The sequence below is a fragment of the Mycobacterium sp. E2733 genome, from assembly GCF_001667585.1.
In the GTDB taxonomy this organism is placed as follows: Bacteria; Actinomycetota; Actinomycetes; order Mycobacteriales; family Mycobacteriaceae; genus Mycobacterium.
The window spans coordinates 51,217-76,697 of record NZ_LZJZ01000135.1; the positions used below are offsets into that span (position 1 = coordinate 51,217).

Below are 25,481 nucleotides of genomic sequence, written 5' to 3' on the forward strand. Positions count from 1 at the left end.
TTCACGTGGGATCGCGCAGCGCGTCGATGGCTCGGTAGATCCGTTGCTCGCTCACCGGCCGCGGGGTGCCCAGCTGCTGGGCCCACAGGCTCACCCGCAGTTCTTCGATCTGCCGTCCAACGTCGCGGACGTCGTCCGCCGCCCGCCGCGCGGGGGGCAGCGACTGTGTCAATTCGTCATAGGCGCGCTGCGCGGCGTGCACCCGCCGCATCCGTTCCCGGTCCGCGTCGATTCCGTGCGGCAGCTTCTCGAGTCGCCGGCGGATTGCGGTCAGGTAGCGGGTGAGATCGGCCAGGTGGGTGCGTCCGGTGGCGGTGACGAACCCCGGCGCCAAGAGTCGATCCAGCTGAGCGCGGACGTCGGCGATCGCGTGGGTCTGCGTCGGCGGCGGCTGCCCGCGCAGGAGTAGTTGCACCTCGTGCGCGGCGGCCAATACCTGCTCAACGCGGTCCACCAGGTCGGCCGTTGTCGGCACCAGCGCCTTGCTCACCCGATCGCGCAGCGCGGCGAACTCGTCGCGCGCCCACACCGGCCCGGGTACCAGCGCGTCCGCTGCGGCGTCGGCGCAGTCCTCGGCCAGCTCGGTCAGTGAGCCATCCGGGTTCGCGCCGAGTGCCAGGCGGGTTCGTGGGCTCAGTTGACGCTCAACCGCTTTGACCGGCGACGCCACGCTCAGCCGCACCAATCGGCGCAGGCCCGGCCGCAGGGCGTTGTCCCGCTCCACCGGCGTTGTAAAGACCCGCAGGTCGACCGCGCTGCCCGCGTCGACGAAACCGGGAAAGCCTCGCACGGCGCGGCCGTCGACCGTTCGCTCGACGACGCGCGGGAGCGCGTCCAGGTCGTCCGGCCAGGTGCGCAGGCCCGTGCGTTCCAGCTCGCCGGCGACCGCCTCGGCCACGGCCTGGCGGGCGGGCGCGGCCAGTCGTCGTTGCAACGCGTCGAGGTCCTTTCCGCGGGCGACCTCGGTGCCGTCGGGAGACTCGACGGCGAAGGTCACCCGCAGATGCGCCGGTAACTTGTCGAGGTCGAACGCGTCGACGGGCACCAAAACACCGGTGCGACGGCGCAATTCGCGCTGCAATGCCGCCAACAACGGCTCCCCCGCCTGGTCGATCCCCGCAAGCACGGCACGGGCGGTGTCAGGGGCGGGAACGAAGTTGCGGCGCAGGTCTTTTGGCAGTGAGCGGATGAGCGCGGTGACCAGCTCCTCGCGCAGTGCCGGCACCTGCCAGGCGAACTCGTCACCGCCCAACCGCGCCAGCACATCGATCGGCACGCGCACCGTGACGCCGTCGTCGGCGGCGCCCGGCTCGAACCGGTAGGTCAGGGGCAGCGTGACATCGCCCGAATGCCAGGCGGTCGGCCGCTCGGCGTCGGCGGTGTCGCCCGTGCGCAACAGGTCGTCACGAGTCAAGGTCAGCAGCTCTGGCGTCTTGTGTCGCTGCTTCTTCCACCACGCATCGAAATGCCGCGCGGAGACGATTTCGGCCGGGATGCGGGCGTCGTAGAGCGCGTGGACCTCGTCGTCACCGACGAGCAGGTCGCGGCGGCGGGCGCGCTCCTCCAGCTCCTCGAGCTCGGCGCGCAGTTGCGCGTTGTCGCGAAAGAAGTGATGGCGGGTGTGCCAGTCGCCCTCCACCAGCGCGTGCCGGATGAACAATTCCCGCGCCACCCCCGGCTCGACGCGGGCGTAGCCGACTCGGCGGCGGGCAACCAGCGGCAGCCCATACAGCGTCACCCGCTCGTAGGCCATCACCTCGCCACGCTTTGCGTCCCAATGCGGTTCGCTGTGGGTGCGCTGCACCAGGTCGCCCGCGACCCGCTCGACCACCTCGGGCTGGATGCGCGCGGCGGTGCGCCCGAACAGGCGGCTGGTTTCAACCAGCTCCGCCACGACGACCCATCGGGGCGGCCGCTTGGTGAGCGCGGAGCCCGGCGCGAGAACGAAGTGCGAGTTGCGCGCCCCCAGGTACTCGCGCCCATCCTCCCTGCGCATGCCCACGTGCGACAGCAACCCCGCCAGCAGCGCCGCGTGGACGCGGGCCGGATCGGCCGGTTCGTCGGACTCGGCCCCAGACTCGTTAAGGCCCAGGTCGCGGGCGATGCTGCGCAGCTGTCCCACCAGATCCTGCCACTCACGGATGCGCAGATAGTGCAGGAACTCATCGCGGCAGAGGCGGCGAAACTGGTTGCCGGACAATTTCTTTCGCTGCTCGCGCAGGTAGCGCCACAGGTTCAGGTAGGACAGGAAGTCGGAGTTCTCGTCGGTGAAGCGGGCATGCTTCTGGCGGGCGGCCTCCTCGCGGTCGGCGGGTCGCTCCCGCGGGTCGTGGATGGTCAGCGCCGCGGCCAACACGAGCACTTCCCGCACGCATCCCTCAGCGTCGGCCTGCAGGATCATCCGGCCCAGTCGGGGGTCGACCGGCAGCCGCGCCAGGCGGCGGCCGAGGTCGGTGATCGCGCCCTGGGCGTCGAACGCTCCCAACTCCTGCAGCAGTTGCACACCATCGCGGATACTGCGCCGGTCCGGCGGGTCGAGAAACGGGAAGTTCTCCACATACCCGGGTGGGGGGCCGAGCCGCAGCGCCGCCATCTGCAACAGCACCGCGGCGAGGTTGGTCCGCAGGATCTCGGGCTCGGTATAGCGCGGGCGGGCCGCGAAGTCGTCCTCGGAGTACAGGCGGATGCACACCCCGGCCGCGACCCGGCCGCAGCGGCCGGCCCGTTGGGCGGCCGAGGCCTGCGAGATCGGCTCTATCGGCAACCGCTGCACCTTCAAGCGGCGGCTGTAGCGCGAGATGCGGGCGTTGCCGGGATCGACGACGTAGCGGATACCCGGCACCGTCAGCGACGTCTCGGCGACGTTGGTCGCCAGGACGACGCGGCGCCCCGTGTGGGGCGCAAACACCTTCTGCTGCTCGGCGGTCGGGAGCCGGGCGTACAGCGGAAGCACTTCGGTGTTCTTCAGCCCGCCCAATGCCTCTGCGGTATCCCGGATTTCGCGTTCACCCGACAGAAAAACCAGGACGTCCCCGGGTGGCTCGGCCTCGAGTTCACCGATGGCATCGACGATCGCCTCCACCTCGTCACGCGTCTTGGTGCGCACGATCTCGTGGTCTGGGTCATCGGGATCATCGTTGAGACCGCTCGACACGGGAACTTCCAGCGGCCGGTAGCGAATCTCTACCGGGTAGGTCCGCCCGGACACCTCGAGGATCGGCGCCCCACCGAAGTGATCCGCGAACCGTTGCGGGTCGATGGTCGCCGAGGTGATGATCACTTTCAGGTCCGGCCGGCGCGGCAGCAGCTCACGCAGGTAACCCAGCAGGAAGTCGATGTTCAGGCTGCGCTCGTGGGCCTCGTCGAGGATCAGCGTGTCGTAGCGCAGCAGCCGGCGGTCCCGCTGAATCTCGGAGAGCAGGATGCCGTCGGTCATCAGCTTCACCAGGGTGCGGTCGCTGACCTGATCGGTGAACCGGACGGTGTAGCCGACCGTATCGCCGAGCGCGCTGCCCAATTCGTCGGCGATGCGCTGCGCGACCGTGCGGGCGGCCAGCCGCCGGGGCTGGGTGTGCCCGATGGTTCCGCGGACGCCCCGGCCGGCGTCGAGACAGATTTTGGGCAGTTGGGTGGTCTTCCCCGAACCGGTTTCACCGGCGACGACGACGACCTGGTTCGCCCGGATCGCGTCGGCGATCTCCTGCCGCCGCGCGCTGACCGGGAGATCGGGATACCCGATGTCCGGCACGGCGGCTCGCCGCGTGGCGACGAGCGCTTCGGCCTGCGCCAGCTGCTCGGCAAGCCGCCGTAGCTGGTCGGGTTTGGCCCCGCGCAGATTCTTCAGGCGCCGTCCGAGGCGCGCGGCATCGCGGGTGGTCAGGCCGTCAAGGCGGGTGTGCAGTTCCGCGACGGACAGTTCGGGCACTTTGGCCAGGGTAGGCGTGCGGCCGACGCCGTCCGCCACCGAGCGTGGGGCTTTGGCGAACGAATTCGCCCTAGGGTGAACCCATGAGTCTCGTCACGTATGAGCTGGACGACCACATCGCCACCATCACACTCAACCGCCCCGAGGCTCGCAACGCCATCAACGGGCCACTTCGCCAGGACTTGAACGCGGCGTGGGAGCGGTTCCGCGATGACCTGGACGCGTGGGTCGCGATTCTGACGGCCAACGGCAGTGTTTACTGCGCCGGCGGCGACCTCAAGGACGGCGAGGGCTCGGTGGGCACCTTCGGCGGCACGTTCTGGGAGAAGCCGACCATCAACTCCTTCGAGTCCGGGATGGAGTTGTTCAAGCCGACCATCGCCGCCGTGCACGGGCCCTGCATCGGCTACGGAGTGACCGGTGTGCTGTTCTGCGACTTCGTCATCGCCAGCACCGAGGCCACGTTCTGCTTTCCCGAGGTGTCGATCGGCGTGCCCACCATCGTCGGCGCCATCCGGCTGCCCCAGCGGGTCGGCTGGGCCAACGCCATGGAGCTGCTCCTGACCGGCAAGCCCATGAGCGCGGAGCGGGCCAAGGAGATCGGCCTGGTGTGGAAGCTCGTGGAGCCGGACGCCTTGCAGGCCGAGGCCCGGGCCTGGGCCCGGACCCTGACCGAGGCCGCTCCCCTGGCCCAACGGGCGACCAAGGAGGTGGCGTGGCGAACGGCGGACATGGGCTGGATCGAGGCCGTCCGCTTCGGGGAGACCATGCGCAAGGTGGCCGGGGCGACCGAGGACGTCGCCGAGGGGCTTCGGGCATGGGCCGAGAAGCGCAAACCCCAGTGGCGTGGCCGCTAGGCAGTGGCGACCACCGGCGCGTTGGCCTTGACTGATCGGGTGGGTGAGCGATTGCGGGACGAGTTGGGCCGAGTCGTTGACGGCGGTGGTCCCGGCGCCGACCATGCCGAGATCGCCCTCGGGGACGGGCCGGTCAGGCGGCGACTGGAATCCTCCATCCGCGCGCTGGCCCAGCATCGCGGCCCGCGGAGCAGCATCTGCCCATCGGACGCCGCCCGGGCCGTGGGTGGCGAGAACTGGCGCGACCTGATGCCCGAGGCGCGCGACGTCGCGCGGCAGCTGGCCAAATCGGGCGACGTGCAGATCACGCAGCGCGGCACCGTCCTCGATCCCGAGGGCGACTGGACCGGCCCCATTCGGATCCAGAGCACCGCCGGCTGACAGCATCGGTTGCGCCGCAATCTGATTCGACTGCCTGCGCTCGCTTCTCGGGCCCAGCGCCGGCCGCCGGAACCGCCGTGGCCGGTGATGTGACAGGATTTCGGCATGAGTGCACGCAGATTTGCCCGCATAGTTGGTGTCTCGGTGGCGACGGCCTGGGCTGCGCTGAGCAGCCCCGTCTGGCAATCATCAGCCCTGCCCACCGCTGCCGCCGATGCATGCTCGGACGTCTCGGTTGTCTTCGCCCGCGGCACTCATCAAGAGCCCGGCGTGGGCAACATCGGGCAGGCGTTCGTGGACTCGCTCACCTCGCAGCTCGGCGGGAAGTCCGTGGACGTCTATGCGGTCAACTACCCGGCCAACGACGACTACCACAACAGCGCGAACGCCGGGTCCAATGACGCCAGTGCCCACATCCAAGACACCGTTGCCAGCTGCCCGAACTCGCGGATCGTGCTCGGCGGATACTCCCAGGGTTCGACGGTGATCGATCTGGCGACCAACGCGATGCCGCCCGCGGTCGCCGATCACGTCGCTGCCGTCGCCCTCTTCGGCGAGCCCAGCAGCGGATTCTCGTCCATGCTGTGGGGCGGCCAGCCGCTGCCGACGATCAACCCGGCGTACGGCGCCAAGACGATCAGCCTGTGTGCCCCCGACGACCCGATCTGCTCGGGGGGCGGCAACATCATGGCGCACGTGTCCTACATCGACGACGGGATGACCGCCCAGGCCGCGACATTCGCCGCCAACAAGATCAACCAGGGGACGCCGCCGCGCGTCTGAGCCGCGGCCGGTCAGTCGTTCGCGCGTTCCTCTTGCCGCTGCTGCTTCTCGGCGGCCGCCAGTTCCGCGACCCGGTCCGCCTCGGCGCGCTTCTCAGCGGCGTCGCCCAGCTTGTCCTCGGCCTCGTCGATTTTCGCTGACGCGGCCTTGGCCGCGGCCTTCTCGGCGGCCTGGGTCCTGGTCTCCACCTGGCGTTCGGCCGATTCGACCGTCCGCTTCTGCCTGTCCGCCGCTTCGTCGGCGCGCCGCTTCGCCGCGGCGCTCTGCTGCTGGGCCGACTGTGTTGCTTCACGTTTGCGTCGCTCGGCGGTCTTGCGGGCCTCTTTGATCTCCTGCTCGGTGGCGGCCTGAGCTTCCTGCCGGTCCTCGATCGCCTGGTCGCGGGCGCCCTTCAGCTTCGCGTCGGCCTGTTCCTTCCGGGCCGCGGCCTTGGCGTCCAGCTTGGCCGCGCGGCCCAGCTTGTCGCTGCGTCCGACGAGCGCGGTTCCCCGCTCGATGAGATCCGGGTCGTCGAGCGCGTTGCCGACCGTGGTGTCCAGCATGCCGAGCGAGCGCTCGAACAGCAGCCGCGCGGGCGCTTCCGTCGGGATGCGGGTTACCACCCGGTCCTCGATCAACTGCAACGGGAAACGCGCGAGCTGGTATTGAAACCGCAAAACTGCGAACGGGACTTCGGATATCTTCATCAACTTCTCCTGGGTGTGGCCCGCCGTCAGGGCAGGTCGGCTTCGTCGGACACGTTTTGGGCTTGGCGTCGCAGGCGGTCGGCCTCCGACTCTTCGTTGCGAGCCACCTGCACCGACGTTTGGTGCTCGGCGACGGCGTCGACGATGTCCTCCGACGCTTCACGGATCTCGGCGCGCTCCTCGGCCTTCGCTCGCTGCGCTTCGCGCTGCGCGTCCAGGTCGGCCTGCGTCTTCTCGGCGGTCGCCCGCTGCCGTGCGGCCTGCTCGGCGGCGGCCTTTTGAGCCGCCTCCCGGGCTTCGATCGACTCCTCGGCGGCGACGGTTTGCGCGTTCGCCGCGACGCGCTCTTGGGCGCCCCGGACCTTGGCTTCGGCCGCCTCATCCCGCGCCTGCTTGGCCTGCGCCTCGGCGACGGCCTCCGTCGCGTTCGCTTCCTTGCGCTCGTGCGCCTGGGTCTGTTCGAGCTGCCCCTCAGCGGTCAGCGACTCGTTGCCGGTAACGGCACCGACGACCTCTTTGGCTTTGCCTTTGACCGAATCGATCAGGCCCCTGCGCGCTTCGTCGGCTTTGTTCTGCTCGCTCATCGACTATCTCCTTGCGGCGTTTAGCCAAGAATTGCGTTCATTCGTGTCACGCCAAGTGGTTCCACCAATGGCGCCGATCAAACACGCATGTGACCTGCGTCACCCTTGTGCGCGGTCCTGATCGAGGCCCTCTGAATAGATGAAACAGCCAGTGCCTCAACGAAAGTCGCGCACAGGACACGTGGCGCAGACGGGCGAGAGTTATCGAGATGCCGCCGCGGGCGCCCGATCGGCTAACGTCGTCCGTATGTCCAAAGCCTCCGGTAACGACCTTATCGACGACGTCACCCCTGGCGACATCATCGCCGTCGACCGCGGCTCGGGTGAACAGCCCTACAAAGTGGTGTTCAAAGACTCCACCGACACCGGTTACATCGTCACGTTGCAGGACGACGACGGCGAGACCTTTCAGGTCGACCTGGCCGCCGGCACCACGGTGACGAGGTCGCTGGAGTCGAAGTGGGAATCCGCGCAAAGCCCCACCCCGCACTCGGAAGCCTAGGTACCGGGCTCCCCACCGCCTGAATGCTGCTCATACGCAACGTGATCGCAGGGACGGCGCCCTCCATCGGGTGGCAATCGCGGCATACCCGTTTGGGCGCTTTCCAGGCGGGAATGCAACGCCCCAGTGCAAACGCCCGGGCTAACGCCCCAGTGCAAACGCCCGGGCTTGAGCCCGGTGGCGGCGTCCGGCCGGGAACCACTCCCCCTGCGGCGCCGCAAACCGCGGGCGTGGCCGAGCACCAACCGCCCGCGACCCAGCGATTCACCCCCGGTTCCGTACTGACCGTGATCGCCGTTTGCGTCTTCGCCGTGGTCTTCCTCGCGGTCGCGGTGCTGCTCGTCATGAAAATGGTTGGGGCAACTTGAGATGAACGTCAACGCTGACGATGTCCGGCAGCTGCTGGACTGCCAGGATGAGTACGCGGCGCTGGTCGCGATCGAGGGTCGCATCGACGTCGCGTCGTCGGCGGAACTGGATGCGCCGGATTACCGTGGCGCCCTGCAGATCGCGACGCGCCAAGAGGTGCTGGATCGGGCCGGAGGCGCACAGCTGTCGGAACGCGAGCTGGCCGAGCAGGCCGAGGAGCTCGACACCGCGCTGCGCAATCTGGGCGCCTGACGCCCTGCACGCCACGACCGCCGCGGGCGAATCTCTTTGAACTCCGTAGCGGACCGCCGCGGCGAAGTAGTCTGCCCGCAGGGGCTAGAAGCCGACGGGCGGAAGGTCGGAGCATGCGGCTGGTCGTCGATCTCAACAAGTGCCAGGGGTACGCGCAGTGTGTCCCACTGGCGCCCGACGTGCTGCGGCTCGTCGGCGAAGAAGCGCTCGCCTACGATCCCAACCCCGACGACTCCCAGCGTCTGCGCGTGCTGCGCGCAGCGGCCTCCTGTCCGGTGCAGGCGATCATCCTCGAAGTGGATCCGCCCGCTGACCGGGATACCAAGTGAGCACCGCTTCCCTCGTCAGCCAGCTCGTCGATTCGTTCAAGTCGGATGGGCGAATCGTCATCGTCGGCGCCTCACTGGCCGGGCTGCGCGCGGCTGAAACGTTACGGCAGAAGGGGTTTCGCGGCCCACTCACCATCATCGGTGACGAGCCCCACGAGCCCTACGACCGGCCGCCCCTGTCCAAGCAGGTCTTGAAGGGTTGGGTGCCCGCCGACCGCACGAAGCTGCCCCGCCTGCGACCCGTCGACGCGGACTGGCGGTTGGGGGTCGCGGCGGTGGGATTGGATCGGTCCAACCGCCAAGTATTGCTGGGCAACGGCGAGAAGGTCGGCTACGACCGTCTGCTGATCGCCACCGGGACCAGGGCCCGCCCCTGGTTCAACCCGGAGGAGGCAGCCCTGACCGGATTGTTCACGGTGCGCACCTGCGACGACGCCGCGAGGTTGGCCGCCGCGCTGAAGGGCCGACCGCGCCGGGTCCTCATCGTCGGATCCGGTTTCGTCGGTTCCGAGATCGCCTCGGTGTGTCGGGACCTCGATTTGCCGGTGACGGTCGCCGAGCGCGGCAAGGCGCCGTTGGTCGGGGCGCTCGGCGGCGTGATCGGCGACATCGCCGCACGGATGCAGATCGAGGCGGGTGTCGACCTGCGCACCGGCGTGGCGGTCGAAGGCCTCGACGGCGACGCCGACGGTCACGTCCGCGCGGCCCGCCTCTCGGACGGCACCGTGCTCGACGTCGACGTGGTGGTCGCCTCGCTGGGCTCGATCCGCAACGTGGAATGGTTGGACGGCGCGCAGCTGGCAAGTGGGTTTTGGGGCGTGGCGTGTGACGCCGGCTGCCGCGCGTTCGACATCAACGGCGTGGTGACCGATAACATCTTCGTCGCCGGGAACGTCGCGCGTGCTCCGCACGTGCTGTACGAATACCAGTTCATGTCCCAAGAACATTGGGACAACGCGGTTTTCGGCGCTGAGGTGGCGGCCAACAATATGATCAGCCTGGAGCTGGGGCGCCGGCCGCACCTGCCGCTGCCGTCGTTCTGGTCTGGTCAGTTCGGTGTCAACATCAAGAGCGTCGGAGTGTGCTCCTTCGGCGACGAGATCGTCTTCACCCAGGGTTCGATTACGGAACGCCGCTTCGCGGCCGCCTACGGCTACCGGGGCCGAATCGTGGGGGCGGTGACGTTCAACCACGGCAAATGGTTGCCGTACTACGCCTCGCTCATCGAGCGGTCGGCGCCATTCCCGCCGCCCCCGCCGGGATACGACCGGCCGGTCATCTTCGAGCCCATGCCGGCCCGGTTCCCCGATCCGCGTGAACCGACCGCCATGCCGGACGTGGTGCTGACCGGACACGACCCGACCTCGCGTGGCGCCGAATTCCGGCCGCGGATCAGGTGACGGTAGGAGACGACGATGGACCCCGCAACCGCCTGGGCCGAAGCGATGAAGTTCGGGAACCGCCCGAACCCCTACCCGTATTTCGCGGAGCTGCGCAAGACGCCGGTGGCCAAGGTGGCCGACAAGACCTACGTCGTCACCGGCTATCAAGAACTGCTGGCCCTCGCCCACGACCCGCGGGTCAGCTCCGACATCAGCCGAAGCCCGGCCGGCCTCGGCGGCGACAAACGCGAACCAGAACCAGGTGGCGAGCACATGAAGGCCTACGGGCGCGAGGCCAGCATCATCGTCTCCGACCCGCCCGACCACGACCGGGCCCGCCGGCAGGTGATGCGCCACTTCGGGCCGCCGCACTCCCCCGGCCTGATCCCCAGCATGGAACCGTTCGTCGTGGGGCTGGCCGGTGGCCTGCTCGACAAGGTCAAAGCCCGGGGCGGAAACCGCTTGGACGTCGTGGAGGACTTCGCCTACCCGATCCCCGTCGCGGTCATCTGCAAGATCCTCGGCGTGCCGGTCGAAGACGAGCCGATGTTTCACGCGTGGATCTTCGACTTCATGATGGGCACCGATCTGGGCCCGGAGGGCGTCACCGACGAGGGACGCGCCCTGGCCGAGAAGGGCCGCGCCAGCACCGCGGCGTTGCTGGACTATCTCGGCGGCTTGGTAGAGAGGTACGCCAAGTCCCCCGGCGACGGACTGCTGTCCAAGTTGCTGCACGACGAGGGACCTGACGGGCCCATGTCGATCAAGGAGGCGACGTCCAACGCGATGCTGTTGCTGGTCGCTGGCCACGACTCCACGGTCAACACCATCACCAACTGCGTGATGACATTGCTGCGCAATCCGGGTTCGTGGGATCTGGTGCGCGACCGCCCGGAGCTGATCCCGCGCACGATCGAAGAAGTGCAGCGGCTGCAGTCAGCGGTGCAATTCTTCCCCAGCCGCAGCGCCACCGCCGACATCGAGGTGGGCGGGACGGTGATCCCGGCGGGGTCCGCTGTGCACCTCATCTACGCGGCGGCCAATCGGGATCCGCGCCGGTTCGACAGTCCCGATCGCTTCGACCCGCTGCGCGAAGACAATGAGCACTTCGGTTGGGGCAGTGGCATCCACACGTGCATGGGTGGGCCGCTGGCGCGCCTGGAGGTCAACCTGGCGCTCGAGACCTTTGTACGGCGCGTCGATTCTCCGGAATTGGTGGTCGACCCGCCGCCGTATCGGCACAATCAGGTGTTCCGCGGGCCGCGCCATCTCTGGGTGGATTTTGGGGCGATCGTCGATTGATCCGCTTACCGGCCGATGGTGACCCGGTCACCCAGGCGGATGACGCCTTGCGTCACCACCGCGAGATACGCGCCCGCGCACGGTTGTGGGCCGTGGCCACCTGTGTCCCAACGATTTTCGGCTGCCGGTGTGCGAAGTGCCTGCGGGGCGCGCGGCAGTGGGCCGTGCTCGAGGGTGGGTACGACGCACCGTGACGTGGCAGTCAGGACCCGCAGCCGCGCGTCGCCGACGGCGATTTCCCGACCGATCCAATCGTTTTCGGCGTAGGGCGGGTAGTCCGGCGGGGTCGCGATCACCAGGTTCGGTCGGTACCGCAGCGCCTCGACGCCGATGTGCTCGAGCGTGGCGGTGGTGATCGCGTGCAGTGGGGCCTCGTCGGTGAATGCGTCGCCCGGGGTCGCCTGCGCGATCTTCAGGATGCGGCCGTCGACCTCGGCGTCCAAGCCCAGCTCGAGCAGCTTCTCCGGGTCCGGACGCACCAGCGTGGCGCCCTCTGGGCGCTGGGCGACCAGTCGGACCGGCCGGCCCGTCAGCCGGGAAAGCAGGTCGTCGATGCCGGGGTCGTCGGCCGTCACACTGGTGCCGTCGGGCAGCCCGATGTTCACACGTCCGGCGTCTGCGTTGGCGGTGCACTTCAATAGGCCGCGCCACAACCGGGCGTTCTTGGCGCTGGCTACATGCCCGGTGGCGGCGTCGAGCAACGCCAGCCGCCGGTCGCCTTCGGCGCCGTGCTCGTCGACGAACAGGCTGAGCACGGCTTCGCCGAGCATCGACTTCACCGGGTAGCGGAGCAGGCTGTGCACCTGCATGTCCACCGCGGCGGAACCTGATAAGGCCGTCGAATCGTCCACTGCCCATCCCCACTCGGCGAGACCGCACGAACTATCCCGCTCAGCGTATGCGGGAGGGGCGTTGAAACCGGCCGTGGGTCAGGAAGCGATCAGCCCGGGCAGTAGCTCGATTCCGCCGCACTGACCCAGCCGGTCATGTCCGCGAACGAGAAGCCTTTCGAGCTCATGTTGGAGTGCAGATCGGCGGCGATCGCATCCGGTGTTTTGCCGGCCATCCGGTCGGCGCAGACAGCATGCCCCATTGCGATCATGTCGGAGTCACTCCCCGACGGCCAGGTGAATCCCAGGTTGTGCAGCTTTGCGATGTATGCGTCGTCCGTGCTGTCGGCCGCGGCAATAGCAGCGGTTGCGGTGAGGGCAGCGCCAACTACGACGGGAATGGTCACTTTGGCCAGCCAACGCGATGCATCCATTTCGTGCCCTTCTTTTCTTGTCGGTGCCGAGGGTGGGGTCAGTATATAAGTGGGGAGATGCCGGAAATATTAAAACTAAGGAAATTGCTGTGGCCGGTTGGGGCCGGCTCCCCGTAGCCGCGGGAATCACTTTTCTGGCACCCCGGCGCGGGTATTGGTCGCTGCGGCATGGCCGCTCAACTGTTCCGGGAAAGCCGCGGCTCAACCAAGAGTCGCGGTGACCACAATCGACTCCTGTCCGGTTTGCCAGCCGGTGATAAAAGTCGGGATGGTGACCTGTTCGTCGGGGTGATCGGCGCCGGGGTCGTTGAGGTGGACGATCTCCCTATTGGTATCGATACCGGTGACGACCAGGAAGTGGTCGGCCTTGGTTCGCTGGTCGCCGGTGTCCCAGATGACGGCGGAGTTGACCCAGGCGATGACCTTGCGGTGGTCGGCGAGGTACCGCTTCAGGGCGGGTAGTCCGGTCTGATCCGGATGGGCGGCGTAGGTCATCTCCGACTTGATGCCGTAGTGGTCGAGTAGCACTACGACGTCCGCCATTTCGATGCCGCCGTCGCCGTTGGTGTGGCTCGGGTCATGGCGCGGTGCGTAGATGGGCCCGGAATTGGTCTGTGAGGGCGTCGACTCCCCCAGCTTGATCATCTGCTGCTCGGTCGGCGCGTGGCCGGTGATCTCGCCGACCACGTCCGCCACCGACATCAGTCCGCAGTTGTCCTCGAGTGACTGCGGCTGCCAATACTTTGCGGCAGCGGCGGGATCACCATAGATGCCGCTTTCGGTGGGCGGCGCCGCGCCGGCCGCCTGCGTCGGTATGGGATTGCTGGAGGGGCTGCCGACGATCGTCGACGACGCAATCGCTTGCGGTGTCGAGGGCGGGGCCGGGCGGCACGCTGAAACCGGAAAAGCGGCCGCAAGGCCGACGCACGCGGCCACCATCGCGGCGCGGGCATTGGACGCGGTCCGTGAAGTGAACATGTGTGCTCGCGAAGTTCATCGGAAAAGCGTGAGAGCGTGCAAACGGTAACACTTCAGCTCGCCCTTATAGGCGGTAATGCGGTACCGGGTGAGGCGGCGCTTACAAACCCAACAATTCATATGTTCCGGCCGTCACCGATCTCCAAATTGACGCAGCAACGTACAAAACGCATACGAAATAATTGCCTGTGACATCTGTCGATATTGGACGGTTTTGAAAGCGGCATTCAAACGGGAGGCGGTTACTACCCTTTGGCCGGGTCAGTGCGGGAGCAGGCGTTGCTTTTGCTCGTTGAATTCGTCCTCGGTGATGATTCCCGCGTCGCGCAGGGATGCGAGCTCGCGCAGCTCGGCGGCGATGCTGGTGATCGGGCCACCCGCCGGAACCTGTGCCGCCGCATCCTGCGCGCCCTTTTTCGTTGCGGCCCTCGTCCGTTCGGCGCGGCCCGCGACACCCGCGCCTGTGGTACCGGCCACGGCGCGTCCGGCCATGCTCGCCGCGGCCATCTCCCCGAACAGGCTTCCGGAGCCGCCCGACGAGGCCTGCGCGGCGGCGCCGACGGTGGCGGCCGGCAAGGCCAGGGCGGCCGGGCGTACCGCGGGGGCCGCCGCCGCCCAGCCCGGCGGGACCGACAAACCGCCGACCACGTTCGCCTGACCCAGGCTCGCTGTTGCCGCGGACCCGCCCGCGAGGTTGGTGATCACCGGGAAAGGGGTGGGCGGCACTGGCGCTGACCCGGGCCAGGCCTGAATCCCTGCCCAGCCGCTGACGATGTCATCGGTGTGAAAACCGGTCAGAGCGCCGGAAACGTCGTAGGGAAGCGCGACTACGGCGGCAGCGAGTCCGGCCGTCCCGACTTCAGGGTCGACGAACACCGCACTCAGGTCCGCCGCCAGGCCGAGCAGGTCGCGCCCGCCAAAGCCCAGGTCGAGGGGGCTCGCGAGGCTGAGCAGCGCGTTGGGCGTCGTGTTGAGGGCCTGCTGGGTCGGCGAGATGGCGCTCTGGACCTTTCCGGCCGAGAGGCCGGCGGCCTGGTTGAGGGCGGCCGCTTGCCGCACCGTCCCGCCAGAATCGGTGCTCTCTTGGGGCGAGGCGAACGGTGTCAGCCTCGCCGCCGCCGCCGCAGAAGCCGCGTAGCCGTACATGGCCCCGGCATCTTGGGCCCACATCTCCGAGTACTGCGCCTCGGTGGTCGCAATCGCCGGAGTGTTCTGCCCCAATATGTTCGTCGCAATCAGAGACATCAGCAGGCTGCGGTTGGCCGCGATGACGGGCGGCGGCACCGATTCCGCGAATGCCGCCTCGTACGCCGCAGCCGCGGCTTTAGCCTGGGTGGCGGTCTGTTCGGCCTGGGCCGCGGCAGTCCGTGTCCAGGCCACGTAGCCGGCGGCCGCGGTCGACATGGCCGCCGCCGATGGCCCCAGCCATGGCCCGCCCGTCAACGCCGTCACCTCCGCCTGATACGAGTCCGCCGCGGAATGCAGCGCGACGGCCAGCGCGTCCCAGGCCATCGCGGCGGCCAGCATCGGCGCCGCCCCCGGCCCGGTATACATCCGCCCGGAGTTGATTTCCGGAGGTAGTGCTGCGAAATCCATGAGTCATCTCCTCCGGACGGTTCAACGGGTGGCCACAGTGTTAACGGCTAGTTGCTGGCCGTAGTGGAGTTGCCCAATGGACAGCAAACAAATCTTGATCATTCTATGTAGTACAGGCACCGCAACAACACGTGACCGAGTCCTGCCACGTAGCCGCGGAGCCTTCGCCGCGGACGCTCGGGGATGGGCGGTGACCAGGAGTTCAACGACATGGGGTTGCCCCGGCGCACCGACAAGTTACCGCTGTATCGCAGGGAAACCCGTCAACACCACCGGGCTGGCCACTCCTCTGTGGTGCGGGCCCGGTAAGGCGCGCGCCCACCGGCCGGACACGGCGGTCTGCTTGGATCGACACCGTCACCGCGAGTTAGGTCGGAGTGAATGAAATTCGTACTGGCAAGCTACGGGGGACGGGGCGACATCGAGCCCTGCGCGGCCTTCGGCCGGGAGCTGTCGCGTCGGGGTCACCACGTGCAACTGGCCGTCCCGCCGGACAAGGTCGGCTTTGTCGAGTCGGCGGGACTCGCTGCCGTCGCCTATGGGCCGGATACGCAGGGCTCGATGAATGCGGCCGCGGAATTTCTCAGCCGCTTTCAGTATGGGATCAGCGCGCTGTCACAAGCGGCCGAGCGTGTCACCCGGATCTGGACGGAGAAGACCGCGACGCTGACATCGCTGGCCAAGGGGGCCGACCTGCTCCTGGCGCACATGAACGACCAGGCGCTGGCCGCCAATGTCGCCGAATATCACGGGATTCCGCTCGCCGCGCTGCACGTCTTCCCGGCGCGGATCATGCCGTCGAGCGAACTGTATACGGGCATCACGAGGGACGCCGGGGACGCCCAACGCCGTGCTCTTGGCTTGTCCGAGGCGCCCAACCCGGCGGCGCACGCCGAAGATGGATTGCTCGAACTTCAGACATACGACGAGCTCTGCTTGCCCGGCCCGGCGGCCGAATGGGTGGAGCCGGCTGGGCGACGGCCCTTCGTAGGGTCGCTGACGCTGGAGTTGGCGACGGATGCCGACGACGAGGTCTTGTCCTGGATTGCGGCCGGCACGCCGCCGATCTACTTCGGCTTCGGCAGCACGCCCATCGACTCGCCCGCCGAGACCGTCGCCGTCATCAGCGCCGCCTGCGCGCGATTGGGTGAGCGGGCGTTGATCTGTGCGGGGGCGAACGACTTCGGCGGGGTTCCGCGGTTCGACCACGTCAAGGTGGTGGACGCGCTGAATTACGCAGCCGTCTTCCCCGCGTGCCGGGCCGTGGTCCACCACGGCGGCTCGGGCACCACGGCGGCGGCCCTGCGCGCTGGAGTTCCCACGCTCATCCTCTGGACGGTATGGGATCAGCCGATGTGGGCGGAGGCCGTGAAACGTCTGAAAGTCGGTGCGGGACGGCGCTTCCTGGACAGCACTTTGGACTCGCTGGTCGCCGACCTACGCTCCGTCCTGACCCCGGAATGCGCTGCTCGCGCCCGCGAAGTCGCCGCTCAGATGACCAAGCCCACCGAAAGCGTCGCGCAGGCCGCCGACCTCCTCGAAGACGCCGCCCGCTCGGACTGACCGACGCGTCGCTCCGATCAGTGGTGCAAAGCGGCCGGGTCGTGTAGAAGGTTCTGGTGCAAGAACCGCCACCCGGCTCGTTCGACCCGTCGGTGCTTTACGAAGCGATGGTCAGGCGGTGGTATCGCCGTTCGTCGGCCGAAGGGCACATCAGGGTGCCGGCCGTCCCGAGCTTGCTCGACGAGTACGTCCAGTTATGCGGCAACGTCTGTGCCACGCTGGGCGTCTGGCATACGCCCGAACAGTCGTCTCAGCTCAGGAAGGCGCTCGAGGCAGAGCTGTCGACGGGTTTCAAGGCCTCTCCCCGTTCGGACATCGTCATCTCGTTTCACGCACCCTTCGGGACGAACGTGAACATCCGCGTCAAAGCCGAATGGCGGACGCTCGATGCCGACTACGACGAATGGGTGGCGGTACGTCCGCCGCCGCTGTTCGGCACCGAGCCCGACGCGCGGGTGTTGGCGCTGGCCGCCGAGGCGGCCGACCCGACGACCTGCCGCGTGCTTGATGTCGGAGCGGGAACCGGGCGCAACGCCCTCGCCCTGGCCCGCCGCGGCCACCCGGTGGACGCAGTCGAGATCGCGGCGAAGCTCGCCGACGTCATGGGCTCGGCGGCACAGAGCGAATCGCTGGGCGTGCACGTGATTCAGAGCGATGTCTTCACCGCGATGGAAAGCGTCCATGACGAATACCAACTGATGGTGCTCTCCGAGGTGGTGCCCGACTTCCGAACGACACACGAATTGCGGGGCGTGTTCGAACTCGCCGCCGAATGCCTGGCTCCCGGAGGCCGTTTGCTTTTCAACGCCTTCTTGCCCCGCGAGGGTTACGTCCCCGACGACACTGCGGTGCAACTCGGTCAGCAGTGCAACACCATGATCTATACCCGCGACCAGCTGGTCACCGCGGCGGCGGGGCTGCCCCTCGACCTGGTTGCCGACGATTCCGCCTACGAATACGAGAAGGCGCACCTGCCCGAGGGTGCGTGGCCGCCGACGGGCTGGTTCGAGGGATGGGCCAACGGCCTCGATGTGTTCGACGTCGATCGTGAGCACTCGCCGATCGAGTTGCGCTGGCTCGTCTACCGAAAGACGGATTGAGCCTTTCGCTGGTTCCTAGGCGGTCAAGTCGCGGGTGGCCGGACCCTCGAGCAGCGTGCCGTCCGGGGCGAAGCGCGACCCGTGCAGCGGGCATTCCCACGCCTGGTCGGCGTCGTTCCAGTTCACGATCCCCCCGAGGTGCGGGCACACCGGCGAGACGCGATACTCGGTGCCGTTGACGCTGCAGCGCGCTTCCAGGTGCCACGGCGGCCCGCTGACCACGCCGCCCTCGCCGGCCCCGGGGCTGCGGCGACCGGTGCGCAGCAGTGGGGTGATCCAGCCCTTGGCGAGATCGAGTCCCACCTCCAGGTTGGCCTGCATGGCGGTCGGCAGACCGGACAACTCGTGCGGGCTCCAGCTGGCGAACGCTCTGGCCCAGTCCATCCGTCCACCCAGGATGCGGCTCGACAGCGCCAACGCCGCGGCGGCGCCATTCGTCATCCCCCACTTGTTGAATCCCGTTGCCACGAAAATGGTTTCGGTCCTGGGCAAGATTGGCCCGACGTAGGGCAGCTGGTCGATGGGCGTGTAATCCTGCGCCGACCAGAAATGCGTCTGCTCGGCACCCGGATAGTGCGTGCGGGCCCACGACGCCAGTTCCTCGAGCGCCTTGGACGGGCTCTTCTTGCGTCCCACGGTGTGGCCCGCCCCGCCGACGATCAGCCGCTCCCCGTCCGCGACGGGCGCATAGCGCACCGAGCGGGTCGGCGAGTCGGTGGAGATCATCATCGGCCGGGTGATGTTGCCGGGGACCTTGAACGCCATGCAGTAGGACCGGCTGGGCTTGACGCGCGCGAAATATCCGCCGCGATCCAGGATCGGGACGCCGGTGGCGAGGACGAGCTGCCCGGCTTGCAGCTCGACGTCGCGCTGGGCGGCGTCGTTGACGTGCACACGCACCCGTTCGCCGCGGCTGGACACCCGCCGGACTCGCGTGTGCTCGACCAGCCGCCCGCCGCGGTTGAGCAACTCGGTGGCCAGCGCGTCCAGGAACCGCATGGGATCGAACTGCGCCTGGTCGGGCAGCCGCACCCCACCGTGATACGGGAACGGCACGCCGGCGTCGTCGTCCCAGACGGCGGGCAGGCCCACGGCCTGGCACGCCTTCAGCTCAAGGCGAGCGGACGGAACTCCTTTGACGGACTGGGCATAGGTGTAGGCGTCCTCGCGCTGCACCGCTACGCCATGCGACTCGCAGTAATCGACCACCCAGTCCTGGCCCTCGCGATTCCCGTCGACGTAGGCGCGGGCCAGTTCTCTGCCGTGCCTGGGCAGGATCTTCGACAGGTGGGTGCCCTGCAGCAAGCTGATCTTTGCGGTGGTGTTTCCGGTGGCGCAGGCGCCCACCGTGCGCGCTTCGAGCACCAGCACGTCCTTGCCGGCGCGGGCCAGCAGAACCGCGGTCATCAACCCGGTAATGCCGGCACCCACGACAATGACATCCGCCGAACGGGAACCCTCGTCAAGCTCGCTTGCGGCCCAAGGCTGTTCGGCCCGATCGGCCAACCATAAAGACGTCACGCGTGGCCTAATACCCCGGCTGCACACGGGGAAACACCACCGCGACCCGGCGGCCGCCGTCAGCCCCGCCTCAACTGCGCTTTCGCCTCTTTGACCGATTCCCCCGCGGCACGGCTGGCGTCCTTGGCCCGGTCGTAATCCGCTTCGGCGCGTTCGAGTTCGCGCTCGGCGGTTCGCAGAGCCGCCAGCGCCTCGTCACGACGCTGCCGGGCAGCGACACGCTCGGCCCGGCGGTCCGACAGCCTGGTCTCGGCGTCGGCCTGGTTGCGCTCGGCGGCCCCCACGGCTGCGGTCAGTTTCTCGAGCCGCCGCTGCGCGGCCGCGTCGCGCGCGGGCTGTGGCCGCGACGGCGTGGACCGCTCGTTCGCCTTCGCGGCCCGGGCGGTCGTCGTCACGGGCGCCGCGGCGCCGAAGTCGCCGAAACCCGACCACTGCTCGGGCCGGGCCAGCCGGCCGAGCCGTTCCCTGACCTCGGGGTCCGCGATGGCCGCTTGGAGCGTGCTGGCGATGTCCTCGCGCACCGCCGCGGACGGGTTGCTGACGTCGGCCGCTTGCAGCGCGGCGCGAGTGAGCTCGCCGACCAACTGATGCTGCTCGGCGGACAAGTCCCGGATACGCGCGCCTTCCATCGCGGCGTGCGCGGCGCGCAGCCGGTCGCCCAGGTCGGCCAGGCGCCGTTTGGTGTCGGTGTGGCGCAGCGCGAGCCGATTGACGATCCATGCCGCGGTGGTCGGTTTGTTGGCCGCCGAAATCCGCTTGGCGCCCGCGTCGTCCCCGCGGCGCTTGGCCGCGGCGGCTAACTTGCTGCGCTGCGCGGTGAAATCCTTCGGCGGCGCCGAGTACAGACTGTCGAGCTCATCGTCGGCCATGACGCCATGATCCCCGCGCTTGCGCGGGTCGGTTTAAAAACCGCACGTCCGTGGCACCTGATGGACAACATTGTCGTGCCGGGCAGCGATTCGACCCGGCAACCAACAGAACTCAAGGACCCGACAGCTCAATGACGCCCAATACCAGCGACCGGTCCGTTCGCCGGGCCCTCGCGGATCGCAAAGCCCGCCGATTGCTGATTGCCGCGCTGGTGGTCGTCGCGGTCGTGGGCGCCGTCGTCATTGCGGCATCGCTGCACTGCTTCGGCGGTGGCTGCGGTCACCGCGGCGCCTCGTCGAAAACCGCCGGGCCGGCGCAAATCACGATCACGCCCGGACCCGATGCGCACGACGTCGATCCCCTCGCGCACGTAATGGTCAAGGCCGACGCGGGAACGCTGACCGACGTCCGCATGGTCAACGAGAGCGGCAAGTCGGTGCAGGGTGTCATGACACCGGACAACACCGTATGGAAGCCCACCGTCCCCCTGGGCTACGGCCGCACCTACACCTTGACGGTCACCAGCCGGGGCCCCAATGGCGTTGCATCGACGCAAGTTTCGTCCTTTTCGACGCTGAAACCGTCCAACCAGACCAAGGTCTCGTTCACCACCACGTCGGAGGCCGCCCTGAAAGACGGCGGCACCTATGGGGTCGGCACGGTGGTCGTCGCCCACTTCGACGAGCAGATCTCCGACCGCGCCGAAGCCGAGCGGCACCTCGCGGTGACCACCGACCCCAAGGTGGAGGGGTCGTGGTTCTGGGTCGACGACCAAACCGCCCACTGGCGGCCGGAGCACTACTACGCGCCCGGCACGACCGTCACCGCCGAAGCCAAGATTTACGGAATCGCTTTGGGCGGCGGCCTATTCGGGCAGGACGACACCAAGGTGTCGTTCCGGATCGGCGACGCGCACGTCTCCATCGCCGACGACGCCACCAAACAAGTCAGCGTCTTCAACAACGGAGTCCTGGTCCGCACCATGCCCACCTCGATGGGGATGGGCGGCACCGAAAATGTGGGCGGCAAGAGCATCTCGTTGTGGACGCCCCCCGGCATCTACACCGTGCTCGACAAGGGCAACCCGGTCGTCATGGACTCCTCGACGTTCGGGCTGCCGAAGAACTCCCGCCTGGGCTACCGCGAAACGATCAACTACGCCACCAAGATCAGCACCGACGGCATCTATCTGCATGAGCTCGACGCCACGGTGTGGGCCCAGGGCCATCAGGACACCTCGCACGGATGCCTGAACCTCAACGCCGACAACGCGAAGTGGTTCTACGACTTCTCCGTGCCTGGCGATGTGGTCGAGGTCCGCAACAGCGGCGGTCCGCCGTTGACGCTGGCGCAGAACGGCGACTGGACACTCAGCTGGGACGACTGGCGCAAAGGCAGCGCGCTGAGGCCGACCTGAACCGGCGTGACGTAGCTCATTCGTCACCGCGAGTTGTGCCCCACTTCACAGTAAACTCTTGACTCGTTCCAGATAAGTGCGTCATATTGGTGCGGTGTCATCGACGGCCGATTACGCGGAGCGACTGCGGATGGCCGATCTCCGGGTGACCCGCCCCAGGGTCGCCGTGCTGGAGGCGGTGGATGCCCACCCGCACTCGGACACCGAGACAATCTTCTCGGCGGTGCGCGTCGGCCTGCCCGATGTCTCCCGCCAGGCCGTATACGACGTGCTCAACGCGCTGAGCACGGTGGGCTTGGTCCGCCGGATCCAGCCCTCCGGATCGGTCGCCCGCTATGAATCGCGAGTTGGCGACAACCACCACCACGTCGTGTGCCGGTCCTGCGGCGTCATCGCCGACATCGACTGCGCGCTCGGTGAGGCGCCCTGCCTCACCCCGTCTGACGACAACGACGTTCTGGATGGCTTCGTCCTCGACGAGGCCGAGGTCATCTACTGGGGCGTTTGCCCCGACTGTTCGACTGCAGATTCCTAGATCGCAGCCCAATCACCCCTAAGAAAGGAATGCTGTGTCATCCGATATCTCCCAAGGCCGTCCACCGCATGAAGACAGCAAGACGGCTAGCACCAGCGAAAGCGAAAACCCCGCAATCGCCTCCCCCAAGCCGAAATCGAATGCGCCCCTGACGAACCGGGACTGGTGGCCGGACCAGATCGACGTGTCGACGCTGCAACCGCACAACCCGCAGTCCAACCCGCTCGGCGACGACTTCGACTACGCCGCGGAGTTCGCCAAGCTTGACGTCGACGCGCTCAAGGCGGACGTGATGGCGGTGATGACCAACTCCCAGGACTGGTGGCCCGCCGACTACGGCACCTACGGCGGCCTGTTCATCCGGATGAGCTGGCACGCCGCGGGCACCTACCGCATTCACGACGGCCGCGGCGGCGGCGGTCAGGGTATGCAGCGCTTCGCGCCGATCAACAGCTGGCCAGACAATGTCAGCCTGGACAAGGCGCGCCGGCTGCTGTGGCCGGTCAAGAAGAAGTACGGAAACAAGATCTCCTGGGCGGACCTGATCATCTTCGCCGGCAACTGCGCCCTGGAGTCGTTCGGGTTCAAGACCTTCGGCTTCGGCTTCGGCCGCGAGGACGTCTGGGAGCCCGAGGAAATGCTCTGGGGCGAAGAGGACGAATGGCTGGGCACCAACAAGCGCTACTCCGGCGAGCGTGACCTCGCCCAGCCGTATGGCGCAACCACGATGGGTCTGATCTACGTCAATCCCGAAGGCCCCGAAGGCAAACCGGACCCCATCGCCGCCGCGATCGACATCCGAGAGACCTTCGGGCGGATGGCGATGAACGACGAGGAGACCGCCGCGCTCATCGTCGGCGGGCACAGCTTCGGCAAGACCCACGGCGCCGGCAGCGGCGATCTGGTCGGACCCGAGCCGGAGGCCGCCCCGATCGAACAGCAGGGGCTGGGCTGGAAGAGCTCGTATGGCACCGGTGTCGGCAAGGATGCCATCACCAGCGGCCTGGAGGTCGTCTGGACGCCGACGCCGACCAAGTGGGACAACACTTTCCTGGAGACGCTGTACGGCTACGAGTGGGAGCTGACCAAGAGCCCGGGCGATGCCTGGCAGTTCGTCGCCAAGGACGGCGCCGGTGCGGGCACCATCCCCGACCCGTTCGGCGGGCCCGGCCGCGCCCCGACGATGCTCGTCACCGACATCTCGTTGCGCGAGTCCCCCATCTATCGGGACATCACGCGGCGCTGGCTGGACCACCCCGAAGAGCTGACCGAGGCGTTCGCCAAGGCCTGGTACAAGCTGCTGCACCGCGACATGGGGCCGATCAGCCGCTACCTCGGGCCGTGGATTCCGGAGCCGCAGCTATGGCAGGACCCGGTTCCGGCCGTCGACCATGAGCTGGTCGACGATAACGATGTCGCGGCGCTGAAGAGCAAGGTCCTCGGGTCGGGTCTGTCGGTTCAGCAGCTGGTCAAGACCGCCTGGTCCGCGGCGTCCAGCTTCCGGCGCACCGACAAGCGGGGCGGCGCGAACGGGGCCCGGCTGCGCCTCGAGCCGCAGCGCAGCTGGGAGGTCAACGAGCCATCGGAGCTGGACAAGGTGTTGCCCGTGCTGGAGAAGATCCAGGAGGACTTCAACGCGTCTGCGTCGGGCGGCAAGAAGATCTCGTTGGCCGACCTGATCGTGCTGGCCGGATCCGCGGCGGTCGAGAAGGCGGCCAAGGACGCCGGCTACGAGATCACGGTGCACTTCGCGCCGGGGCGGACCGATGCCTCCCAGGAGAACACCGACGTGGAGTCGTTCGCGGTGCTCGAACCGCGGGCCGACGGGTTCCGCAACTACATCCGCGCCGGCGAGAAGGCGCCGCTGGAGCAGTTGCTGCACGAGCGGGCTTACCTGCTGGGCGTGACCGGTCCGGAGATGACGGTGCTCGTCGGCGGCCTGCGTGCCCTCGGTGCCAACCACGGCGGCAGCAAGCACGGTGTGTTCACCGATCGGCCGGGCACGCTGACCAACGACTTCTTCGTCAACCTGCTCGACATGGACAACGCATGGAAGGCGTCCGAGTCGGCGGAGAACGTCTACGAGGTCGTCGACCGCTCCACGGGACAGAAGAAGTGGACGGCCACGGCCAACGACCTGGTGTTCGGGTCGAACTCGGTGCTGCGCGGACTGGCCGAGGTCTATGCCCAGGACGACAACGCGGGGAAGTTCGTCGAGGACTTCGTCGCGGCCTGGGTGAAGGTCATGAACGCGGACCGGTTCGACCTGAAGTAAAGGCCGGAAGCAAGCGACACCCCGTGGGCCATCGGCCCGCGGGGTGTCGCGCGTTGAGAGCGTCAAGCGCCGGTCATGCCGCGACACACAAACCACGCACATGACACGCCCCGCGGACGGTCGCAAGGGTTTATGTCTCGGTCAGCGCGCGAAGTCCCATTGGCCGAAGTCGGGCGCGAGGACGTCATCGATATCGACGTTGATCCCGCCCAGCAGCGGACTCGGGTTAGACGGGCTGTTGACCACGGCCTGATACAGCACCGCCGCCGGTTCGCGCTCCCCGTTCGACCACGACCTCGTTTGCCACGCCCACCGGTGCCCGGGCGTGCTCGAGTTCCCAATCACGCCGTCGCGGATCGCCCACCCGCAGGCACGGGCATGCCCATAAATGCCGGTGCGGCCGACCCCCAGCGCCGAGTTGATGCCCCGAAACCATTGCACCGCAGGGCCATTCCACGTGTTCTCGTCGATGTTGTCGTCGACGCTGAAGAAGATCGGCGCCGAGGCCGGACCCCCGGCGGCGGCGTGTAGCCGTGACGCTGTCTGCGCGTCGGCCACGCCCCCGTCGTAGCCGCGCGTGTAGTCCGAAGGGTCAGGCCATCCGGGTTTGCCGTACTGGAAGTTACTGACGATCTGAAGCCCCGCCGCACGCAGCGCGTCCGCGTACTCGCGGGTGATGGGCTTGGCCTCGAAATTCGCGCCCGGCCGTGACTCCGAAACGTAATTAACGACTCCGCCATAGCCCGCCGATTTGATCTCGTTCGGCGCGATCCTGCGCTCGGCGAAATCGATGAGCCGCATGTCGGCGGCGAATGCCCTCGGCCCCTCGGAGTTGCTCGCCAGCGTTCCGAAGCCGAGTAAAGCCGGCGCCACGGCAAATTTCAGGACGTCGCGCCTCGACACCCATCGCCGTCCGCCGCACTCGCGTGATGCAGCCGAATCCTGCACCGCGCGATGGTAACAAACAGCGCAGAATTGCGGCCCGGCCCGGCCCGCCGTGACATCGGAAG

At 67.9% G+C, this 25,481-nt stretch carries 24 protein-coding genes; 14 read left to right on the plus strand and 10 right to left on the minus strand.

Annotated elements, in window-relative coordinates; all coding sequences use genetic code 11:
• Position 1: 1 nt before the first annotated feature.
• Entirely contained in the window at positions 2 to 3,925 is a 3,924-nt protein-coding gene (gene hrpA, locus A5678_RS24750) for an ATP-dependent RNA helicase HrpA (RefSeq protein ID WP_068048517.1), read from the minus strand.
• 83 nt (positions 3,926 to 4,008) lie between these two features.
• Here hrpA and A5678_RS24755 point away from each other — a divergent pair, with 83 nt between their 5' ends.
• The 3 genes from A5678_RS24755 (at position 4,009) to A5678_RS24765 (ending at position 5,946) form a co-directional block, all read left to right on the plus strand.
• Positions 4,009 to 4,782: an enoyl-CoA hydratase/isomerase family protein gene (locus tag A5678_RS24755; protein ID WP_068048346.1), complete on the plus strand. Its 774-nt coding sequence runs from the start codon at positions 4,009 to 4,011 to the stop codon at positions 4,780 to 4,782.
• A gap of 39 nt (positions 4,783 to 4,821) precedes the next feature.
• A complete protein-coding gene (locus A5678_RS24760; RefSeq protein WP_082945737.1) occupies positions 4,822 to 5,163 on the plus strand; it encodes a DUF3253 domain-containing protein in 342 nt (113 codons plus the stop codon).
• Positions 5,164 to 5,268: 105 nt separating this feature from the next.
• Positions 5,269 to 5,946 carry a cutinase family protein gene (locus A5678_RS24765; protein ID WP_068048349.1) on the plus strand — a complete coding sequence of 226 codons (678 nt, stop codon included), beginning with the start codon at positions 5,269 to 5,271 and terminating at the stop codon, positions 5,944 to 5,946.
• Between the two features lie 11 nt (positions 5,947 to 5,957).
• Here the strand turns inward: A5678_RS24765 and A5678_RS24770 are convergent, their stop codons facing one another.
• Positions 5,958 to 6,632 (minus strand): IF2 family translation initiation factor, encoded by a 675-nt coding sequence (locus A5678_RS24770; RefSeq protein ID WP_068048351.1) that lies wholly within the window; start codon positions 6,630 to 6,632, stop codon positions 5,958 to 5,960.
• Between the two features lie 26 nt (positions 6,633 to 6,658).
• Positions 6,659 to 7,216: a CsbD family protein gene (locus A5678_RS24775; protein ID WP_068048354.1), complete on the minus strand. Its 558-nt coding sequence runs from the start codon at positions 7,214 to 7,216 to the stop codon at positions 6,659 to 6,661.
• 247 nt (positions 7,217 to 7,463) lie between these two features.
• On the opposite strand from A5678_RS24775, the gene A5678_RS24780 reads away from it, so the two are divergent.
• From A5678_RS24780 to A5678_RS24800, 6 genes are all read left to right on the plus strand, one after another.
• Complete coding sequence (locus A5678_RS24780; RefSeq protein WP_068048357.1) at positions 7,464 to 7,718, plus strand: hypothetical protein; 255 nt, start codon at positions 7,464 to 7,466, stop codon at positions 7,716 to 7,718.
• A 113-nt stretch (positions 7,719 to 7,831) separates the two neighbouring features.
• Complete coding sequence (locus tag A5678_RS28130) at positions 7,832 to 8,086, plus strand: DUF6480 family protein (protein WP_231983762.1); 255 nt, start codon at positions 7,832 to 7,834, stop codon at positions 8,084 to 8,086.
• A gap of 1 nt (position 8,087) precedes the next feature.
• Positions 8,088 to 8,339, plus strand: a complete 252-nt coding sequence (locus A5678_RS24785; protein WP_068048361.1) for a hypothetical protein — start codon at positions 8,088 to 8,090, stop codon at positions 8,337 to 8,339.
• Positions 8,340 to 8,452: 113 nt separating this feature from the next.
• The gene (locus A5678_RS24790) at positions 8,453 to 8,668 is read left to right on the plus strand and encodes a ferredoxin (RefSeq protein WP_068048364.1); all 216 of its coding nucleotides are present in this window, start codon (positions 8,453 to 8,455) and stop codon (positions 8,666 to 8,668) included.
• Positions 8,665 to 10,068, plus strand: a complete 1,404-nt coding sequence (locus A5678_RS24795) for an NAD(P)/FAD-dependent oxidoreductase (protein WP_068048367.1) — start codon at positions 8,665 to 8,667, stop codon at positions 10,066 to 10,068. The genes A5678_RS24790 and A5678_RS24795 overlap by 4 nt, the downstream gene beginning before the upstream one ends.
• 15 nt (positions 10,069 to 10,083) lie before the next feature.
• Positions 10,084 to 11,352, plus strand: coding sequence for a cytochrome P450 (locus tag A5678_RS24800; RefSeq protein WP_068048372.1), 1,269 nt, complete (start codon positions 10,084 to 10,086; stop codon positions 11,350 to 11,352).
• A gap of 5 nt (positions 11,353 to 11,357) precedes the next feature.
• On the opposite strand, the gene A5678_RS24805 is transcribed toward A5678_RS24800, so the two are convergent.
• The 4 genes from A5678_RS24805 to A5678_RS24820 form a co-directional block, all read right to left on the minus strand.
• On the minus strand, positions 11,358 to 12,203 hold the full coding sequence (locus A5678_RS24805) for an MOSC domain-containing protein (RefSeq protein WP_068048376.1): 846 nt from the start codon (positions 12,201 to 12,203) through the stop codon (positions 11,358 to 11,360).
• 89 nt (positions 12,204 to 12,292) lie between these two features.
• Entirely contained in the window at positions 12,293 to 12,616 is a 324-nt protein-coding gene (locus A5678_RS24810; RefSeq protein ID WP_068048379.1) for a DUF732 domain-containing protein, read from the minus strand.
• Between the two features lie 201 nt (positions 12,617 to 12,817).
• Positions 12,818 to 13,594 (minus strand): C39 family peptidase, encoded by a 777-nt coding sequence (locus A5678_RS24815; protein WP_068048383.1) that lies wholly within the window; start codon positions 13,592 to 13,594, stop codon positions 12,818 to 12,820.
• A gap of 261 nt (positions 13,595 to 13,855) precedes the next feature.
• Entirely contained in the window at positions 13,856 to 15,190 is a 1,335-nt protein-coding gene (locus A5678_RS24820) for a PPE domain-containing protein (RefSeq protein WP_068048385.1), read from the minus strand.
• 381 nt (positions 15,191 to 15,571) lie between these two features.
• Here A5678_RS24820 and A5678_RS24825 point away from each other — a divergent pair, with 381 nt between their 5' ends.
• Positions 15,572 to 16,753 (plus strand): glycosyltransferase, encoded by a 1,182-nt coding sequence (locus A5678_RS24825; RefSeq protein WP_068048388.1) that lies wholly within the window; start codon positions 15,572 to 15,574, stop codon positions 16,751 to 16,753.
• Between the two features lie 56 nt (positions 16,754 to 16,809).
• Positions 16,810 to 17,853 carry a bifunctional 2-polyprenyl-6-hydroxyphenol methylase/3-demethylubiquinol 3-O-methyltransferase UbiG gene (locus A5678_RS24830; protein ID WP_068048390.1) on the plus strand — a complete coding sequence of 348 codons (1,044 nt, stop codon included), beginning with the start codon at positions 16,810 to 16,812 and terminating at the stop codon, positions 17,851 to 17,853.
• Between the two features lie 15 nt (positions 17,854 to 17,868).
• Here A5678_RS24830 and A5678_RS24835 read toward each other — a convergent pair whose 3' ends face one another.
• Together A5678_RS24835 and A5678_RS24840 are read right to left on the minus strand one after the other, a co-directional pair.
• Positions 17,869 to 19,374 carry an FAD-dependent oxidoreductase gene (locus A5678_RS24835; protein ID WP_068048393.1) on the minus strand — a complete coding sequence of 502 codons (1,506 nt, stop codon included), beginning with the start codon at positions 19,372 to 19,374 and terminating at the stop codon, positions 17,869 to 17,871.
• Between the two features lie 59 nt (positions 19,375 to 19,433).
• Complete coding sequence (locus tag A5678_RS24840) at positions 19,434 to 20,243, minus strand: hypothetical protein (RefSeq protein ID WP_068048395.1); 810 nt, start codon at positions 20,241 to 20,243, stop codon at positions 19,434 to 19,436.
• Between the two features lie 131 nt (positions 20,244 to 20,374).
• On the opposite strand from A5678_RS24840, the gene A5678_RS24845 reads away from it, so the two are divergent.
• From A5678_RS24845 to katG, 3 genes are all read left to right on the plus strand, one after another.
• Complete coding sequence (locus A5678_RS24845; RefSeq protein WP_068048400.1) at positions 20,375 to 21,661, plus strand: Ig-like domain-containing protein; 1,287 nt, start codon at positions 20,375 to 20,377, stop codon at positions 21,659 to 21,661.
• Positions 21,662 to 21,755: 94 nt separating this feature from the next.
• The gene (locus A5678_RS24850) at positions 21,756 to 22,196 is read left to right on the plus strand and encodes a Fur family transcriptional regulator (protein WP_068048403.1); all 441 of its coding nucleotides are present in this window, start codon (positions 21,756 to 21,758) and stop codon (positions 22,194 to 22,196) included.
• A 34-nt stretch (positions 22,197 to 22,230) separates the two neighbouring features.
• A complete protein-coding gene (gene katG / locus A5678_RS24855) occupies positions 22,231 to 24,471 on the plus strand; it encodes a catalase/peroxidase HPI (protein ID WP_068048406.1) in 2,241 nt (746 codons plus the stop codon).
• A 141-nt stretch (positions 24,472 to 24,612) separates the two neighbouring features.
• Here katG and A5678_RS24860 read toward each other — a convergent pair whose 3' ends face one another.
• A complete protein-coding gene (locus tag A5678_RS24860; RefSeq protein ID WP_068048412.1) occupies positions 24,613 to 25,419 on the minus strand; it encodes a DUF1906 domain-containing protein in 807 nt (268 codons plus the stop codon).
• Between the last annotated feature and the right edge of the window lie 62 nt (positions 25,420 to 25,481).

Excerpts from the sequence above, each read along its gene's own strand:
- A5678_RS24755 (WP_068048346.1), top strand. The coding sequence starts at position 4,009 with ATGAGTCTCGTCACGTATGAGCTGGACGACCACATCGCCACCATCACA.
- A5678_RS24765 (WP_068048349.1), top strand. The coding sequence starts at position 5,269 with ATGAGTGCACGCAGATTTGCCCGCATAGTTGGTGTCTCGGTGGCGACG.
- A5678_RS24770 (WP_068048351.1), bottom strand. The coding sequence starts at position 6,632 with ATGAAGATATCCGAAGTCCCGTTCGCAGTTTTGCGGTTTCAATACCAG.
- A5678_RS24775 (WP_068048354.1), bottom strand. The coding sequence starts at position 7,216 with ATGAGCGAGCAGAACAAAGCCGACGAAGCGCGCAGGGGCCTGATCGAT.
- A5678_RS24780 (WP_068048357.1), top strand. The coding sequence starts at position 7,464 with ATGTCCAAAGCCTCCGGTAACGACCTTATCGACGACGTCACCCCTGGC.
- A5678_RS28130 (WP_231983762.1), top strand. The coding sequence starts at position 7,832 with ATGCAACGCCCCAGTGCAAACGCCCGGGCTAACGCCCCAGTGCAAACG.
- A5678_RS24785 (WP_068048361.1), top strand. The coding sequence starts at position 8,088 with ATGAACGTCAACGCTGACGATGTCCGGCAGCTGCTGGACTGCCAGGAT.
- A5678_RS24790 (WP_068048364.1), top strand. The coding sequence starts at position 8,453 with ATGCGGCTGGTCGTCGATCTCAACAAGTGCCAGGGGTACGCGCAGTGT.
- A5678_RS24800 (WP_068048372.1), top strand. The coding sequence starts at position 10,084 with ATGGACCCCGCAACCGCCTGGGCCGAAGCGATGAAGTTCGGGAACCGC.
- A5678_RS24810 (WP_068048379.1), bottom strand. The coding sequence starts at position 12,616 with ATGGATGCATCGCGTTGGCTGGCCAAAGTGACCATTCCCGTCGTAGTT.
- A5678_RS24815 (WP_068048383.1), bottom strand. The coding sequence starts at position 13,594 with ATGTTCACTTCACGGACCGCGTCCAATGCCCGCGCCGCGATGGTGGCC.
- A5678_RS24820 (WP_068048385.1), bottom strand. The coding sequence starts at position 15,190 with ATGGATTTCGCAGCACTACCTCCGGAAATCAACTCCGGGCGGATGTAT.
- A5678_RS24825 (WP_068048388.1), top strand. The coding sequence starts at position 15,572 with ATGAAATTCGTACTGGCAAGCTACGGGGGACGGGGCGACATCGAGCCC.
- A5678_RS24840 (WP_068048395.1), bottom strand. The coding sequence starts at position 20,243 with ATGGCCGACGATGAGCTCGACAGTCTGTACTCGGCGCCGCCGAAGGAT.
- A5678_RS24845 (WP_068048400.1), top strand. The coding sequence starts at position 20,375 with ATGACGCCCAATACCAGCGACCGGTCCGTTCGCCGGGCCCTCGCGGAT.